We start from the raw sequence: 16,245 nt of genomic DNA, 5'->3' as shown, positions 1-16,245 counted from the left end.
GAAACGAAGGAGACACCATGATCTTAGTATGGTTTCGACGTGATTTACGAACGTTAGACCACACCGCACTTAAGGCGGCATTAGATTCAGGTCAGCCTGTTGTCGCTTGTTTTATCGCGACGCCAGAGCAGTGGCGAGAACACCACATGGCGCCGATGCAGGCGGATCTCATTGCTCGTCGTTTAGAGTATCTCAACGACGAGTTGGAAAGCCTGAATGTGCCTTTTTTATATAAAGAGGTGCCGTCGTTTTCTGATTGTACCGAAGTGATTAGTGAATGGGCGAAAACACTTGAAGCAACGTCTGTTATGGCGAATATTCAATATGAAGTGAATGAACGAGATCTCGATGCACAAGTGAGTGAGGCGCTAGCTTCCCATGATATCGATTTTGAACTGTTTCACGACAAATGTGTGCACCCACCAACGACGGTTCTCAATAAGCAAGGTGAGTATTTTAAGGTATTTACACCATTCAAACGTGCTTGGTTGACGCAGTTTCAAATGCCAACGGTAACAAAACCTCAAGAACAAGCGCCGCTAAGCAGCAAAATATTGGAACAATTAGAGCCGATTCGATTTAGTTCAGACTTCACGTTTAGCTATCCTCGAGAGTCCAGCGAGAATTGGTTTACTTCGACCAATGATGTTTTAAAGCAGCTTAGGGAATTTGCTCGTGAGCGCAGTGATGCTTACAAGGAAGATCGAGATTTTCCGGCTATTGATGGCACCAGTCAACTGTCTCCCTATCTTGCGATTGGTGCATTGTCACCAAGGCAATGTATTGCTCGCTTGTATGCTGAAAACCAACAAAATGACCTAACAGAAGGGAAAGCAACTTGGTTGAGTGAGATCATTTGGCGTGAGTTTTATCAGCACCTGTTGGTTTTCGAACCAAAGCTCGTTAAAGGCAAAGGCTTTATCGACTGGGAGGATAAAATTCAGTGGTCTTATGATGAGCAGGCTTTTGAGCGATGGAAGGCTGGAGCGACAGGGTACCCGATCGTCGATGCAGCAATGCGTCAGCTCAACCAAACAGGCTGGATGCATAACAGGCTTCGTATGGTTGTCGCGAGCTTTCTCACCAAGGATTTACACATTGACTGGCGTTGGGGCGAAGCGTACTTCATGAGTAAGCTGGTGGACGGCGATTTCGCAGCAAACAATGGTGGTTGGCAGTGGTCTGCATCGACGGGTTGTGATGGGCAGCCGTACTTCCGTATTTTCAACCCGATAAGCCAAGGTGAGAAGTTTGATTCTGATGGCCAATTCGTGCGCCACTGGGTGCCTGAAATCAAAAGTGTGCCAAACAAATACATCCATAAACCTTGGACTTGGGAGGGATTTTCTTTACTGGAATATCACAAGCCGATGGTTGATCACAAGACAGAAAGAGAGATAACCTTACGGCTCTTTAAAAGTGCCAAGGAATAAAGTGAAATGCTTAGCAAAAAGCGATCAATGAGTTTCGCAAAACGTACGCTGTTATCTGTATCGTTATCTTTAGCGAGTGGTTTGTCATTCGCTAAAATGTACGAGCTACCAGAGGATGGCAGTCGTTTAATTGGTCGCCTTGAAAACCACGTCGTGCAAGAAGGCGAAACCATGGCAAATATTGCCAAGCACTACGATGTCGGGATGCTAGGTTTAATGGCGGCAAATAAAGGCGTGGATCCCTTCTTGCCAGAAGAGGGACACGTTCTTACTATTCCAACACAACTGATCCTCCCAGATGTACCCCACAAAGGCATTGTCATTAATTTAGCGGAGTTGCGCTTATACTACTTCCCGAAAGGAGAAGATATTGTGCATGTATTCCCCGTGGGAATCGGGCGAATTGGGCGAGACACCCCGGTGATGACAACGCGTATTAGCCAAAAACGTCCAAACCCTACGTGGACGCCGCCAGCCTCGATTCGTGCCGAGTACAAAGCGAAGGGCATTGACTTGCCAACCGTTGTACCTGCCGGTCCAGACAACCCGCTGGGCATGTTTGCATTGCGTTTAGCCTACGGAAATGGTGAATACCTTATTCACGGTACCAACAAAGACTTTGGCATCGGTATGCGAGTCAGCGCGGGTTGTATTCGTATGGACCCGAGCGACATTGAATGGTTGTTTGAAAAAGTTCGTAACGGTGAAGAAGTGAATATCATTAACCAACCAGTGAAAGTATCACTAGAGCCGGACAGAAGTGTATTTTTAGAGGCACATGAGCCATTGACTCGCAGCAATGGTGAGAAAGATCACCTACAGGTACCAAAAGAGTTAAAGTGGTGGCTGGATGAGTTCGGACTGAAAAATGTGAAGGCTAAAGCAGCGATTGCCGCACAGAATGGAGTTCCTGTCGAAATAACCGCGCCTTAACAGGCGTTAAGACGCGGTATCAAATCTTACTTAGTGTAAGACTGAGCGATGTTATCGATACGCTCGTTAGCACGCTCAGCTTCTTCTTGAGCAGCCATTGCTGCTGCACCTGATTTTTGAACGTCAGATTGAAGAGCTTGTACGTCTTGGCTTAGTTGGCTAACTTGGTTGCTTAGTTCGTCTAGTTTTGCTGCATTTGCTGTTGCTGCGTCATCAGAAGAAGCACAACCTGCTAGTAGAAGTACTGAAGTTGCTGCAGCTGCGATCAACGTTTTGTTCATATAAGAACTCCTTGCTTATAGTGAAAGTCTCGCTACCAACTATTATTTTATACAGCAGCGAGGTTAAATGTGGATACATTTTATCAGTACATGATGTAGCAAAAGTCAAAAAAACCCAAGAATTTCATGGAGTACCTGACGTCAACTTTTACCTGAGCTTAACAAAGGTGAGTGAATTATCCTCTCCCTTATTCCCACAACAGTTCTCATAGCAGGTGTTTTTGCCACGTTCCTGATATCAATAATTTAGACGATATTGACACAAATGAAAGTTTCTCGGCGCAAATAACTGCCATTTACGCAGTTTTATTGGAGAACGAGAGGCGCACCTTGAGCTTGCTTTTCTCTAAATCTTAAGCAAAGCAGCTGACCAACAAAGCCAGGGTATGTTCTTAATTGAGCCGCAAAGGATGTTTTGTTTTCATCCGTGGGAATTAGTTTGTGTGATCTCTATCTATACTCCTATGATTTGCGGTATTATACCGAGCTTTATTTTTTTGCTGCGTTAGAGCGGAAACGACATTACAGAGCGCTCAGACGCTGACTGATTTATTGGAGAATACTTTGCAATTTAAAGATCTAGGCCTAGACAACCGATTGTTGAAGAACCTAAAACACTACGATTTTAAAAAACCAACTGACATTCAAAAGCAGGCTATTCCTGTTGCGATTGCAGGCAAGGATTTATTGGCATCTTCGAAAACGGGTTCGGGCAAGACTTTGGCGTTTGTATTACCAATGCTTCACAAGTCTTTAAAGACAAAATCGTTTTCTGCCAAAGACCCTCGCGCAGTTATTCTTGCTCCCACTCGTGAGCTAGCGAAACAAGTGTATGGTGAGCTTCGCTCTATGCTTGCTGGCCTATCTTATGAAGCTGCATTGATTTTGGGTGGTGAGAACTTTAATGATCAAGTGAAAGCACTGCGCCGTTACCCGAAATTCATCGTGGCGACACCAGGACGTCTGGCTGACCACTTAGAGCACCGCTCGCTTTACCTTGAAGGTTTGGAAACGCTGATCCTTGATGAAGCAGACCGTATGCTGGATTTGGGCTTTGCACCAGAGCTTCGTCGTATCCATAAAGCAGCTAAGCATCGTCGCCGTCAAACATTAATGTTCTCTGCAACGTTGGATCACGCCGACGTAAATGACATTGCGGCTGAAATGCTCAATGCTCCGAAACGTATTGCTATCGGTGTTTCTAACGAAGAACACAAAGATATCACGCAAAAATTCTACTTGTGTGATCATCTTGATCATAAAGAGGCGATTCTAGATCGCGTACTTTCAGAAGCAGAATATCGCCAAGTTATCATCTTTACGGCGACGCGCGATGATACAGAGCGCCTAACAGCGAAGCTAAACGAGAAGAAACTGAAGGCCGTTGCACTGAGTGGCAACTTGAACCAGACTCAACGCAATACGATCATGAGCCAGTTTGAGCGAGCGGTATTCAAGATCCTAGTGACAACAGATGTTGCTTCTCGTGGCTTGGATATTGCGACAGTGACACACGTCATTAACTTCGATATGCCAAAGCATACTGAAGAATATGTACATCGTGTTGGCCGTACGGGCCGTGCTGGTAACAAGGGTGATGCGATTTCTCTTGTTGGTCCAAAAGACTGGGATAGCTTTAAACGTGTAGAAGCTTACCTACAACAAGATCTTGAGTTTTCAGTATTCGAAGATCTGAAAGGCAAGTTCAAAGGCCTGAAGCCACCTAAGCCAGATTTCCGTAACAAGAAAGCGACAGCGAAGAAATCACGCCCTCAAGCGAAGAAGTCGGCTAAGAAACCTGTTAAACGTGACAAGAGTTTCTACAAAAACGTATCAGTGGGTGATGATGTGTTCATCCCGAAGAAAAAGCCAGCGGCACCAAACTCTGAAGAGTAAAAGTCGCTCCAGTTTTCAACTGATTTTAGTTTTTCAAAACCCGAGTGTTCGCACTCGGGTTTTTTTATGCTTATCTCCAGGCGAAATGATGTCTTTCTGTACTAACGTGTTTGCTAGGCTTTTATATTTGTCTGGTTTTATATAAACAGCATAGATCGCTAATTTAGAGAGGTATTAAGTTTTATCTCCTCGGTCCAAGCAAACGTTTTTCCGCACATACTAGATAAAAATCTCACATGATTATGAAAATGATAATTGATCTCATTTTTATTTAAGGGCAAAATACGCGCCATTGTATTAATCCTATAAATGAATTTGCTCTCTATATGAAATTTACTCATGTTTTTTTAGGGCTCATAATTACCTCTAGTTCTTGCTTTGCCGTTAATGATTTTAATTGGTTGCGAGATGACGCTCGTAAAGATGAGCGAGTTCTTACCTACCTAACAGAGCAGAACCGTAAGACTGAACAGCATCAAAAAAAATATCAGACGTTGACGCAAGATCTGCTCGTGCAGTGGGAAGCCATGGTGGCAGATAAAGGTGATAAACCATGGTCGATCGTAAATGGACGCGAATGGACGTTAACGCGTCGTGACGGTGGTTATGTGTTGCTATCACGTTCGAACCAGTATGCACAAGAGAACACAGTATTTGATTTCTCTGAACGTCAATCTGCATATCCGTATTATCAGGTAGGGCAGTGGCAAGTAAGCGGAGACACGTTGCTTTTCACTGAAGATATTGATGGAAGCGAGCAATATCGCGCCGTGGTTGTTGATTTACTCTCTGGCCAATCTACGGAGCTGGCAACGCACGTCGATAGCGGTGTATTGCTTTCACCTGATGGTAAGATGGCTTACCTCGTTTCGAAGGAAATGCGTACACAGCGACCTCATCAGATCCTACGCATCTCCACTGAATCTTTGGCTAAAACAGTTGTATGGCACGAATACAAATCAGATTGGTTACTTTCTTTCTATCGTGCGGCAGATAGCCGTTACGTGGTGCTGCAAAGCAACAACGAGTCAACCACAGAGCAGAAGCTTGTTGATCTAGAAACGGGCACCGTAAGCGATTCACTGAGAGTGCCGGAAGCGGGCGTGGAATATTACGCGGATGTGGCGAAAGGGCGCGTTTACGTCAACAGCAATCTTGAAGGTACATTTGCACTTTATCAAACCGATCTAGCACCTCTTAGAGCAACATGGCAACGCTTTACTACCCCTCGTGAACCGCTTGACCAGTTCTACCTTTATGATGCAGGAGTTGTGGCACTCAGTAAGCCGAACAACGTAGCGACATTGACGGTGTATTCATACCAAGGTCAGGAAAAAGTGATACTGCCATTGGAACAGGATGGGAATGTCGCTTGGTTGAGCACGTTGGGCGATTTTGAATCAAACAAAATTCGTATACGAAGTATGTCGATGACTACGCCTCCTCAGTGGGAAGAGTTCGATGTAAAAACGCTGACTAAAACCTTGTATTCTCAAGATGCTTACCAAGATTTTGATAGCCAACGTTATGTCTCCCAACGCATTTTTATCAAGCACGATGGTGTTTCTGTCCCGGTCTCTTTAGCGTATCGCAAAGACAAATTACACGCGCAATCACCTGTGATGATTTACGGCTATGGCGCATATGGTTTTACGATGAAACCGTACTTTATGCCTCAAGTCATAAGCTTGCTCGACCAAGGCGTGATTTACGCTATCGCTCATGTTCGCGGTGGTGGGTACTTTGGCGATGAGTGGCACGAGCAGGGCCGTAGTGTGCGCAAAGCCAATTCTATTGGAGACTTTGTTGCGGCGGCTAAGGCGCTGCAAACATTCGAACGTGGCAATAGAGAGGTTTTTGCCATCGGCTCAAGTGCTGGTGGCACGTTGGTCGCGGGAGCGGTTAATCAAGACCCTAAATTGTTTTCAGGTGTCGTGCTTAAAGTACCTTTTGTTGATGTGGTAGCAAGCATGTCGGACACCTCACTTCCGCTGACCACACAGCAGTATGGCGAATGGGGTAACCCAACCAAATCTGAGCAACTGGCGCTAATGAAAGCGTACGATCCAATTCTTAACATTCATAAAGACGCTTACCCACCCATGCTGGTTCAAGTCGGTTTGATCGACCAGCGCGTGCCTTACTGGGAAGGTGCCAAGTATCTCGCCAAGGTTTCCGCGCTAAGTGAGCGCGACGGGCCGTACTTGTTGCAGACCGATTTTAATTCGGGCCACCAAATGGACCCACGACAAGCGCAAGAACAACAAGCAAAAGAATACGCCTTTCTTTTATCACTAATTAAAACATCTAAAGCGGAGCAGTAAATGAAGCTTACCCCAGTGTCAGCGGCAGTACTTTCGGTACTAGCTGCCAGCCAAGTGCACGCCAAATCTGACGTTTTCTCTATGGAAGAGGTCGTGGTGACGGCGAATCGGATTGAACAACCAATGTCTGAATTAGCAGGCAGCGTCGCAGTTGTCACTAGCGAAGAGATTGAACAAAAGGGCGAAACAGAGCTTTATGATGCGCTGCGTCATGAACCTGGGTTAAGTGTGTCGGGTGGCGCTGGGCGTCCACAAAACATCACGATTCGAGGCATGACGGGTAACCGCATTATGATCATTCGTGACGGCATTCGCTCAGCAGACGGTTTTGGTGCGAATGACAGCAATGACAAAGTGGGCCGCGATACGTTTGATCTTTCTAATTTGGAATCATTAGAAGTAGTGAAAGGGGCGAGCTCCTCAGTCTTAGGTTCTGGTGCTATCGGTGGCGCTGTGATTCTAAAATCCAAACAGCCGGGCGAGTTTTTAAAAGATCGTGACTTTTATGTTGATGCCACGGGCACTTACACGGGGATCAGCAATAAATACAAAGGCGCGAGCAATCTGGCGTTTCGTTCTGGCGACACGGAAAGCTTAGTCAACGCGGCGTATTGGCAAGGTGAAGAGACGCGTAACTTCAGCCAAGATTTGTACAACCGCGATTTGGATGGTTACAGCGCGTCATACGCCATCAATCATTTCTTCAATGATGAAGTGATGGTCAAAGCGCGTGCCGAACTTTATCGGCAAGACCAACAACGCCTGGAAGGGTCGCCATCTATACAGAAGGATGGCAAATGGCATATCGAAGACTTCGCAGAAGATGAATCGACAAAAGAGTACAGCGCTTATATTGGTGCAGAGGTTACACCGATTAATCCAACTTGGTTCGAAGAGTTAGATACAAAGGTCTACTGGCGCCACACCGAAGTGGTGGAAGACACGAATCGTTTAATGAGACAAGTTGACCACAATGGTTTGACTGTTAGACGTCGCGAGCTAGAACACAAAACCTTCATTGACGAAACAATTGGCTTCCGTGGTGATTTCACCAATACGATTTATGCTGCAAATGCTGAGCACCAATTGGCTTACGGTATCGAGCTTTCTACTGACTATTATGAACGCACAGATAGCGATTCCAAGATTGATTGGAACGGGGTAACGCCTTCGACCAAACAACCTTTCGCTCCTGCTCGCGCTTATAACATTGGTCTGTACGTTCGAGACATGGTGGAGCTGGATAAATGGACCATTACAGGCGGCCTGCGCTTTGATGCGCATCGTCTAACACCGGACGGTGAGGGTGAAGTGGGCGGCTTCCCATTAAAAGACATGGATAGCTCAGAGGTATCTCCAAGCCTATCGATTTCTCGTGAAGTGTTTGCCAATAACATCGCTTATGTATCTTATAACCACGGTTATCGTGCTCCGGAATACGACAAAGCGTATGGCTTCGTAAACCATGACTTTGTGCCGCTAACGCCGTTTGTCATTGCACCGAACATGGACCTAGAGGCTGAAACTTCGGACTCCTTTGAAATCGGTAACAAATTCGATAATGGCCGCGCGCAACTTTACGTTTCTGCGTTTTACAACAAGTTCCAAAACTTCATCGATGTTGTTACCACAGGGCAAGATAACTTCGGTAACTACATCAAGCAATACCAAAACTTACACGGCGTTGAAACCTACGGCGCCGAGCTTTCTGCCGCGTACGCTTTCACTTCGTCTTGGAAGCTAAGTACCAAGCTTGGTTATGTTGACGGAAAGGACGCCGAAGGCGAGTACGTTCGTAGCATCACACCTTTCGAGGGCAATGTTGGGCTGAACTATCAGCAGCAAGACTTTAATGCGTTCGCGACGTGGAATTGGGCTGGTTCGATGGATCGTGTGCCGAGTTGCCAAACGTCGCTCGGACAAAAAACCGAATGCGCACAAACAGAGGCATGGAACACGCTCGATTTGGGGGCAAGTTACCAAATCACCAAAGATTTTCGTTTGAGTGCGACCATCATCAACCTGTTCGACAAAGAATACATTCGCTACCAAGACGTTGCTGGCATAGCAGATGAGAGCAAACGCTACTCAACGGAACCTGGTCGTTACTTTACGGTTAACGCGAAATACGTCTTTTAGTAGGAGCCCTGCATGAAACTCAAACTTTTAGCGCTTTCTCTTGCGTTGGCAGGCGTTCAAGTGACGAACGCTGCCGAGTGGGATTACCCTAGCGCGGCTATTACGGTCACGAACCAAGCCGAAGCGCTGCGCTACTTACAAGCCAATTACGCTAGTGCTGGCGAACTTAAGTTTCGCTATCAAACTCGTTCTCAGCTCGGAGATCATTACAACTTTGATGTGTGGGTCGATGGGCAGTATCAACCGCAACGCACCATTGTGCTGTCGACTAACCAAGACAGTCAAGTTGAGCGTATTTTCAAAAGCCTTGAAGATACGGTGATTCGTAATGGTGAGGCGATGCCAGCCGGAGAACTGGAACTGCCTGTTCGCTTGGAAGTGACCGAGCCGCCAGCATTGAGCTCTGGTGAGTTAGTAACGGTTCCCGTCTCACTCTTTGATCCTGATTTACGTACAATGCAACAACAAGCTGCGCCTGATTCTGCGTGGAATTCGTTAGAGGATTATCCGCAGCCACTTCAATATGTTGAGAAGCAGATTCAAGTTTTGCAGTCCGGTGGCAAGTTCTACCTAGCTAACGAGCGCGTTAAACAGGTGGATGCACTTGCATTACTGTCTTCACCTGCGGTAGGTGCTGAGCCTGTGCGTGATACAAGCAGTATTTTGCCGCCTGAGGGGGTTCAATCTTTTGCGGATGTAAAAGCGATGCAAAGCGCTCAACTTGGCGACAATGCCTTTTTGCAGTTGATGGCGTTTTACCATCTTGATAGCTCACTGCAGTACTTATCGAGCTTGAGCTATGACTTATTTGAAGAGCCGCTTCGTTTTGATGGGCGTGGTTTAGCGCTCGACAACTCTTCTTACTACACAGGTTCGCGTGCGCTGATGTTAGGCGTTGGCGGAGTATCTCCAGATGCTGCAGATGCAGATGTGATTTTGCACGAGCTAGGACACGGTATTCACTATCAAATCGTTCCTGATTGGGCGTATGGACATACTGGCGCGATTGGAGAAGGTGTTGGTGATTACTGGGCGGGCAGCGCGAGCTACCGAACACAGTATTTAGACGCAGCTCGCCGTGGCCAAGAATTCGAGTTAGATACGGTGTTCAACTGGGACGGTATGTTCGGAACACGCAAAACAACTCGTAGCTTATGGAACCAAAGAGCGCGTTACTTCGAGAGCTCAGAGTATCCAGCGCACGTTAGTGTGGGCGGTGAACTAGGCGATGAGCTGTGGTCAACGCCACTGTTCCAAGCACTTAAAGCGTCGGTTGAACGATACGGTGATGACACCGATAGCGTGTTCCGCGAGTTTGACGCCATTGTCCTTGAAGGCATGTATGGCATTGGTCGTGGCGTGAAAATGCATGATCTGGCGGAATCGACCGTGTTTGCCGCAAACACTTTGTTCCCAAATAAAGACTATGCCCAATTCCTGACGGACAGCTTCAACAAACACAACTTACTTAAAGCGCCTCTTCGCGTTCGCTATGACGCTCGATACATCGCACAAGGTCAAGACGTTGGTGTGAGCCTGAGCCAAACTGGCCGTGAAGCGAGCATCAAAGGGCAATGGCAGCTAAGCAACGAATCCGTTTTCGATTTTGATGAAACGCTTTCTGACTCGACCTCAATGAAGGTGGCGTTACCAAGCGGTCTGACATGTGGCACGCAATTCGATTCCTCTATTTCATTGGATTACCAATTTGCTGAAGGATTAAAGACTCACCAGTGGAGCGAAAAAGTGATGCTGGTTAATGGTACGCCAGAGCTCGATATCCAGCCTCAACCAGTGAACTCCGCTTTGCCGGAGCAGGGTGACAGATTGTTCTCTCAGACGCTATCGGACAAGTCACGCACGATTGATGATTCGTTTGCGGTTTACCTGAACATCGAACATGACTCACTGCAGGATCTGCAAGTGACGCTTGTGTCTCCACAAGGTAAATCGGTTGTGCTACTTAGCCATCAATCAAGCAATACCAATGGGTTTGAAGGTTACTTCACCGCTCAGTATGACGAGGAGTTACAAGCACTTGTCGGTCAACCGAGTTGGGGTACTTGGCGTCTCGAAGTATCTGACCGCGTGTCAGGGAACTCTGGGGTGTTGAAAGAGTGGGGGGTTAGTCACTTTGCTCAGTATCAGTGTAGTGCTGATACCACTAAAGAAAGCAGTGGTGGTGGTTCAGGTGGCAGTGGTTCGCCTTGGACCTTGTTAGGACTTTTCCTGCTTTCAATGGTGAGAGTGATTCGTTCTCGTTAATTAAAATCTAAAGAAGACAAAATTTATGAAGTTTCAATATTCTTTCGTTGCTATGTCACTAGCCCTAGCTGGTTGTGGCGGTGGTTCTGGTGGTGACACGTCAACACCGACCTATAATGTAGCTGGCACCATCGTTTCTGCAGGTACACTTCTTGATACGCCAGTATGTATCGATTTAAACCAGAACTACGTTTGTGATACTACTGAACCGAGTGCTAAAACGGATAATGCTGGTAAGTTCTCCCTGACGTCAAGCGACAAGAACATTTTGACTAGCACGATTCTTGCTCAAGTTGATCAAGGCTCAAACCAAACGTTGCGTCTTGCAGCTCCAGGCCAAAACTTAGCCACGGGTAACACAGTAAATGGTGTAACAACATTGCTCGCAGGTCTTGTGGTTGACGGTAAAACCGTTGCTCAAGCTGAAGAGATTGTTAAAGCGCAACTCACGGATGCCGGCGTTTCTCTATCTGGTACGGTAATGTCTAACGCAGAAGCCAGCGAGCTAGACAAACTAGAGCAAAACACGGTTGCACTATTAGCTGCGATGCAACCACAACAAATGACCAAAGGCGTAGCGCTGCTTGCTCAAAGTCTTAGCTTCCAAGGTAAATCGCTAGCCTCTGATCTTCTGTCTGAAGCGGAAGTGAGTGCATTTGCTGAAGAAATTGCAGCGGTTGCTGAACAAACGGTTGGTAGTAACGATACGGGTGCCATTCTTCACTTTGCTGATGGCGCTGCAGACGTTGCAGAGGTCCAAGCTTCTTACCCTGGTCAAGATGCGGAATACGGCTTCGACAAACAGGACAAGCAAACGTCGACAGGCGCGGGCTTTAAGTTCGTTAAGCTAGATTCACAAGGCGCTGCTTTAGCTGCAGATGCCACTGAGTGGGCTTGCACTTTGGATGAGCGTACTGGTCTTGTTTGGGAAAACAAGAGTGCGGATGCGAGCTCTATTCAATTTAAAGACCGCCTATTTGCGTTTGAGTCTGAAACATTTAAGCCATTTAGCAAAGATGTAGATCTTGCGGGCTGTAAAGAGGTGGGCGATGAAATTTGTACTACGAGCCAATACGTTGAGTACATAAACAAACAATCGTTATGTGGAATCACTGGTTGGCGCCTGCCTACTTACCGTGAAACTTATGACTTACTAGATTTCGGTGAAAAGACACTATTTGCGCCGAGCACAGAATATGAACCGAACAATGTGTATGGTTTTAATGTCAAATACTTCCCACAGCAAACTTTAGGCAGCCCTTATTTAGAAAAAGGTGCGTTTTGGCATGATGGTTTTAGGTTTACGGAAACATCATCACAGCTCATGGATGGTGAGATTTATTTCCCCGCAATTGTCTCTCGGGGCGCAGATAGAGGGGCCACTTCATTCGTTGAGATTCGCTCAAGCAGTACAAGTGAAGATGCCTATGATTCCTACCAATTCCCAATCCGTCTAGTAGCAGTTAAGGGACAATAAGATGAAGAAACTAATGACCGCGCTATCTCTTGTGTTGGCTTCTCAAGTAGCAATGGCAGCACAAGAGTGTTCGACTGAGTTTGCTAAAACAGCACCTAATACACGTTACACTTATTCAGATAAGGGAACTGTAACTGACTTAAAAACAGGTCTTACATGGATGCGCTGTCCAGTCGGTATGACATGGAATGCAGCAAACGAAGAATGCACCGGAACGCGAGCTACGATGTCATGGCAATTCGCGCTGTCTACGGCCCAACAAATTCGTAATCCGTCCGGTAACCACCCTCTACACAACTTTGCTGGCAAAAAGAATTGGCGACTAGCAAACATTAAAGAGTTGGTATCGTTAACGGAGCAAGCTTGCTATAGCCCAGCGATGAATGGTACAGGCTTTGCGAGCGGTTATACACTGACAGACAAGGACGATATTTTAGGACGTAATATCTGGAGTAACACACCTAATGGTGACGGTAAGCATGTTGCTACTCTTGATACGACTAATGGTGAGGTTTTCAATAGAGATCCATTAGACTCAAGTTTCAAAAGCTCTCTCTTGTTAGTGACAGATGAATAATACTTATTACGTTAATAAAGATTGATAGCTTTGCCTTTATAAAAAGCTCCGCCAGTGCGGAGCTTTTTTCTTTTCTAACCTTTGGCACTTATCGTGTTGAGCAGAATGTTTAAACTTGGAACTGCTTAAGCTGATGTTTTTGGTTTTCTGCTAAACCAGACAGTTCTTGAGCGGCAGCGGCGGATTGCGTAATGCCAGTTACGTTCTGGCTCACCAGCTCATAGATGTTCGTTAAGTTGTTGTTGATATCAGCCGTGACCTGTTTCTGCTCTTCTGATGCGGTCGCCACTTGCGTGTTGATTGAGTTCAGATCGGCGATAGCGTTACTGATATTAACAAGTGATTGGCTAACTTCTTGTGCCAGAGTTTGGTTGTCTGACAACATGGCTAAGCTAGAGTGCATGCTTTCATTCGCGTGACCAGATTGCTGTTGAAGCTCTTCAATGATGGTCTGGATCTCTTTTGTCGATTCCTGAGTTCGCGCCGCTAACATACGTACTTCATCGGCGACTACCGCAAAGCCTCGGCCACTTTCGCCCGCTCGTGCAGCCTCGATCGCTGCATTCAGTGCAAGCAAATTGGTTTGCTCAGAAATGCCTTCAATCACTTCGATCACGCGACCAATGTGTTCTGATTGATCTTTCAGCGATGTCACGACGGCTGCGGCTTCGTTGAGTTGTTCTGCCATTTTTTCGCTTGCGCGAGTGCTTTCCTCAAACATGCTCAGACTTTGTGAGGTAAGCATGCGTGCTTGATTTGATGCGCTATCGGCTTCTTGTGCATTGGTCGACACTTCAGCTGCAGTCGATTCTAGTTGGTTGATTGCCGAAGCCACTTGCTCAACTTCTTGCTTTTCTTGATCTGAGTTAACGCTGCTTTGAGTCATAACAGTCGCTAGCTCGGTCGATGCTGATGCCACATCTTCACTAATTCGAACTAATGCACTCACGGTTTCACGCAGTTTGTCGATGGTTTGGTTTACATCCTGAGCCAGTTGCGACACTTCGTTTTTTCCGATGGCTTCGGCTTTAACCAATAGATTTCCCTTCGCGACTTCTTGCATGGTTCCTTGAAGGTTACGAATCGGTGCAACGATATAGCTGGCTAGTATCCAACTAATAAGCGAAGCAGCAATCAAGATCACTGCAAGTGAAACCGCACTGTAAGTGAGCGTGGTTGAATGCTGTTCGCCATTCGCTTCCACTTCATCGGTGACGATTTGATTCAATTGTTTAGACAGGTTGTCGATGGCGTTGATCATTGCTTCGCCAGCCAATCGATATTCTGCCATCGCAGATTCGTACTTTTGATTGAAATCGGATGTGGTGTAGCCAGAAGAGTGTTTGGTGGTGAGCAGAGGTGTCATGGTGACGCGCGTGAAATCAACATAGTGATCCATGGCTTTGCGCATAGTATGCACTTCGGTTTGAACGCCTGGGAGGCTATCGATGGAATTCAGAAAATCGCGGTTTTTGTTTTGTCGTTCAGACAGTTCTTGGTTGAGAGATTGGACATCTTCGGCTCTAAATAGACTGTAAATGGCTTTGATGCGCATGGCGTAGGTGTTGTCTACGATGGCGCTGAGTTCCTCTTTATGAATGATCAGCTTGTTGGTGGAAGTGGAAACCTTATTGAATGCTTGGTCGAGCTTGCCGATTCCGACGCTCAATCCAATGACGAGTAATACAACGGTGAATAGAACAGGTAAAAAGACCTGAAGTTTAATAGAAAGCGTACTAAGAAATTGACGCATGATTGACCCTCTATCGGTTTGATTATTATCTTTTTTATAAATAAGCATCTCGATTTTAATTGCCACATTCGTCAAATCAATGAGTTACTCATATCTAATTGTTATGAAATGTACCAAAATCGATGGGGTTATCATCTTGAACATGAGGCAACTTATAAAAACGTTACGTTCAAATTGAGAGAGGGATAAGTCGCGGAATTAATAGTTAGAAATGACAACGTGTCATAGAGGGTTCAACTAAGTGAAACACAACTGTCATATTCAAATTCTAAAGTGAGCACCGTTCAAGTGAAACACAACGGCAATAAAGCCACTTAAGGAAATTGTGATGAAAAAGACAGTAATCGGTGCAATCGCACTTCTAGGCGCAATGGCAGTGACTCCTGTTTCTGCTAAAGAAACTATCTCTGCAGTGGGTTCTAGCAGCGTAACTCCACTGATGGAAGTTTTCTCTGAAACGTACATGAAGAAGAACCCTAACGTATTTATCGAAGTTCAAGGCCCTGGTTCTTCAGCTGGTGTTAAAGCAGCAAAAAATGGTTCAGCAGACCTTGGTATGTCTTCTCGTAATCTAAAAGACTCTGAAAAAGAATCAACACTAATCGAAGAAGTGGTTGCTCGTGATGGTATCGCAGTGGTTGTTAACCCACAAAACAAACTGCCTGGCCTAACAGCAGAGCAAGTGACTGCAATCTACAAAGGCGAAGTATCAAACTGGAAAGAAGTCGGTGGTGCAGACAAGCCAATCGTAGCAATTACTCGTGACACGGCTTCAGGTACTCGTGGCGCATTTGAAGACATCATGTCTCTTAAAATGAAGATTTCTGGTAAGAAGGTATCAGCTATCTCTCAACGTGCTCAAGTTGCAAATGGTAACGGCGCACTCAAAACAATGGTTGCATCTAACCCATACGCAATCGGCTACATTTCTCTTGGTACTGTAGACAACACTGTTAATGCTCTAGCAATCGACGGCGTTGATGCAACGGTAGCTAACGTGAAAAACGGTTCTTACAAAGTAGCTCGTCCATTCCTTGTGCTTTACAAAGAAGGCAAGCCATCAGCTGAAACGCAAAAATTCCTAGACTGGATGCTAACTGAAGATGCGCAAAAGCTAGTTGACCAAAACGGTTACATCTCAGTTAACTAATTTTATCGGGACTCTTA

At 46.0% G+C, this 16,245-nt stretch carries 11 protein-coding genes; 9 read left to right on the top strand and 2 right to left on the bottom strand.

Annotated elements, in window-relative coordinates; genetic code table 11:
- The first annotated feature begins 17 nt into the window (after positions 1-17).
- Positions 18-1,433 carry a deoxyribodipyrimidine photo-lyase gene (gene phrB / locus FKN08_RS10160; protein WP_170892029.1) on the top strand — a complete coding sequence of 472 codons (1,416 nt, stop codon included), beginning with the start codon at positions 18-20 and terminating at the stop codon, positions 1,431-1,433.
- Positions 1,434-1,439: 6 nt separating this feature from the next.
- Positions 1,440-2,366, top strand: a complete 927-nt coding sequence (locus FKN08_RS10155; RefSeq protein ID WP_005394922.1) for a L,D-transpeptidase family protein — start codon at positions 1,440-1,442, stop codon at positions 2,364-2,366.
- A gap of 26 nt (positions 2,367-2,392) precedes the next feature.
- Here the strand turns inward: FKN08_RS10155 and FKN08_RS10150 are convergent, their stop codons facing one another.
- Positions 2,393-2,647, bottom strand: coding sequence for an Lpp/OprI family alanine-zipper lipoprotein (locus FKN08_RS10150; RefSeq protein ID WP_005375145.1), 255 nt, complete (start codon positions 2,645-2,647; stop codon positions 2,393-2,395).
- Positions 2,648-3,199: 552 nt separating this feature from the next.
- Here FKN08_RS10150 and FKN08_RS10145 point away from each other — a divergent pair.
- The 6 genes from FKN08_RS10145 (at position 3,200) to FKN08_RS10120 (ending at position 13,325) form a co-directional block, all read left to right on the top strand.
- Positions 3,200-4,543: a DEAD/DEAH box helicase gene (locus FKN08_RS10145; RefSeq protein ID WP_047009779.1), complete on the top strand. Its 1,344-nt coding sequence runs from the start codon at positions 3,200-3,202 to the stop codon at positions 4,541-4,543.
- A gap of 326 nt (positions 4,544-4,869) precedes the next feature.
- Positions 4,870-6,867: a prolyl oligopeptidase family serine peptidase gene (locus tag FKN08_RS10140; RefSeq protein ID WP_170892028.1), complete on the top strand. Its 1,998-nt coding sequence runs from the start codon at positions 4,870-4,872 to the stop codon at positions 6,865-6,867.
- Positions 6,868-9,006: a TonB-dependent hemoglobin/transferrin/lactoferrin family receptor gene (locus FKN08_RS10135; protein WP_170892027.1), complete on the top strand. Its 2,139-nt coding sequence runs from the start codon at positions 6,868-6,870 to the stop codon at positions 9,004-9,006.
- Positions 9,007-9,018: 12 nt separating this feature from the next.
- Positions 9,019-11,271: a proprotein convertase P-domain-containing protein gene (locus tag FKN08_RS10130; RefSeq protein ID WP_170892026.1), complete on the top strand. Its 2,253-nt coding sequence runs from the start codon at positions 9,019-9,021 to the stop codon at positions 11,269-11,271.
- 25 nt (positions 11,272-11,296) lie between these two features.
- Positions 11,297-12,748 carry a DUF1566 domain-containing protein gene (locus FKN08_RS10125; RefSeq protein WP_170892025.1) on the top strand — a complete coding sequence of 484 codons (1,452 nt, stop codon included), beginning with the start codon at positions 11,297-11,299 and terminating at the stop codon, positions 12,746-12,748.
- A gap of 1 nt (position 12,749) precedes the next feature.
- Entirely contained in the window at positions 12,750-13,325 is a 576-nt protein-coding gene (locus FKN08_RS10120; protein WP_053808314.1) for a DUF1566 domain-containing protein, read from the top strand.
- A 109-nt stretch (positions 13,326-13,434) separates the two neighbouring features.
- Here FKN08_RS10120 and FKN08_RS10115 read toward each other — a convergent pair whose 3' ends face one another.
- Complete coding sequence (locus FKN08_RS10115; RefSeq protein ID WP_170892024.1) at positions 13,435-15,078, bottom strand: methyl-accepting chemotaxis protein; 1,644 nt, start codon at positions 15,076-15,078, stop codon at positions 13,435-13,437.
- A gap of 328 nt (positions 15,079-15,406) precedes the next feature.
- On the opposite strand from FKN08_RS10115, the gene FKN08_RS10110 reads away from it, so the two are divergent.
- Positions 15,407-16,228 (top strand): phosphate ABC transporter substrate-binding protein, encoded by an 822-nt coding sequence (locus FKN08_RS10110; RefSeq protein WP_006741922.1) that lies wholly within the window; start codon positions 15,407-15,409, stop codon positions 16,226-16,228.
- Positions 16,229-16,245: the final 17 nt, after the last annotated feature.

This window comes from Vibrio sp. 1-2 (7-a) (assembly GCF_013048515.1).
GTDB classification, from domain to species: Bacteria; Pseudomonadota; Gammaproteobacteria; order Enterobacterales; family Vibrionaceae; genus Vibrio; species Vibrio diabolicus.
Note: the sequence above shows the minus strand (reverse complement) of the source record. Positions and strands in the feature narration are given on the sequence as shown.